The organism is Pseudoalteromonas sp. 20-MNA-CIBAN-0454 (genome assembly GCF_040308685.1).
GTDB lineage: Bacteria > Pseudomonadota > Gammaproteobacteria > Enterobacterales > Alteromonadaceae > Pseudoalteromonas > Pseudoalteromonas nigrifaciens.
In genome coordinates this window covers 1-1,514 of the sequence record NZ_JBEOOB010000080.1, presented here as the reverse complement: position 1 = coordinate 1,514, position 1,514 = coordinate 1, and the positions used below count along the sequence as shown (strand labels likewise).

The 1,514-nt window shown below is 48.9% G+C and carries 1 rRNA gene; it reads left to right on the top strand.

Features of this window, described 5'->3' with window-relative positions:
• Positions 1 to 24: 24 nt before the first annotated feature.
• A 23S ribosomal RNA gene (locus AAEZ22_RS17970) occupies positions 25 to 1,514 on the top strand; the annotation flags it as partial.

The window sequence follows — 1,514 nt, the reverse complement described above, 5'->3', positions numbered from 1 at the left end:
AACAAAGACCCGTTTGGGTTGTATGGTTAAGTGACTAAGCGTACACGGTGGATGCCTTGGCAGTTGGAGGCGATGAAGGACGTATTAACTTGCGATAAGCCTAGTCAAGCTAGTAAAAAGCACTTGAGACTAGGATTTCCGAATGGGGAAACCCACCTGCTTGCAGGTATCGTTAACTGAATACATAGGTTAACGAGGCGAACGCGGAGAACTGAAACATCTAAGTACCCGTAGGAAAAGAAATCAACCGAGATTCCGAAAGTAGCGGCGAGCGAAATCGGAACAGCCCTTAAGCTTATTATGTGTTAATGGAAGGCTGCTGGAAAGCGCCACGATACAGGGTGATAGTCCCGTACATGAAAAGACATTTTAAGTGAAATCGAGTAGGTCGGAGCACGTGAAACTTTGACTGAATATAGGTGGACCATCATCTAAGGCTAAATACTCCCAACTGACCGATAGTGAACCAGTACCGTGAGGGAAAGGCGAAAAGAACCCCTGTGAGGGGAGTGAAATAGAACCTGAAACCGTGTACGTACAAGCAGTAGGAGCCCACTTGTTGGGTGACTGCGTACCTTTTGTATAATGGGTCAGCGACTTATATTTTGTAGCGAGGTTAACCGATTAGGGTAGCCGTAGGGAAACCGAGTCTTAACTGGGCGAATAGTTGCAAGGTATAGACCCGAAACCCGGTGATCTAGCCATGAGCAGGTTGAAGGTTGAGTAACATCAACTGGAGGACCGAACCCACTAACGTTGAAAAGTTAGGGGATGACTTGTGGTTAGGAGTGAAAGGCTAATCAAACCGGGAGATAGCTGGTTCTCCCCGAAATCTATTTAGGTAGAGCCTCGGACGAATACTTACGGGGGTAGAGCACTGTTAAGGCTAGGGGGTCATCCCGACTTACCAACCCTTTGCAAACTCCGAATACCGTAAAGTAATATCCGGGAGACACACGGCGGGTGCTAACGTCCGTCGTGAAGAGGGAAACAACCCAGACCGCCAGCTAAGGTCCCAAAGTCATAGTTAAGTGGGAAACGATGTGGAAAGGCCCAGACAGCCAGGAGGTTGGCTTAGAAGCAGCCATCCTTTAAAGAAAGCGTAATAGCTCACTGGTCGAGTCGGTCTGCGCGGAAGATGTAACGGGGCTAAACTATGCACCGAAGCTGCGGATTCATCTTAGGATGAGTGGTAGGGGAGCGTTCTGTAAGCCGTTGAAGGTGACCCGGGAGGGTTGCTGGAGGTATCAGAAGTGCGAATGCTGACATGAGTAACGATAATGGGAGTGAAAAACTCCCACGCCGGAAGACCAAGGGTTCCTATCCCATGTTAATCAGGGTAGGGTAAGTCGACCCCTAAGGCGAGGCCGAAAGGCGTAGTCGATGGGAAACAGATTAATATTTCTGTACTCGATATAATTGCGATGGGGGGACGGAGCAGGCTAAGCAAGCATGGCGTTGGTAGTCCATGTGAAAGTGAGTAGGGCGTTTGTTTAGGTAAATCCGGACGAACA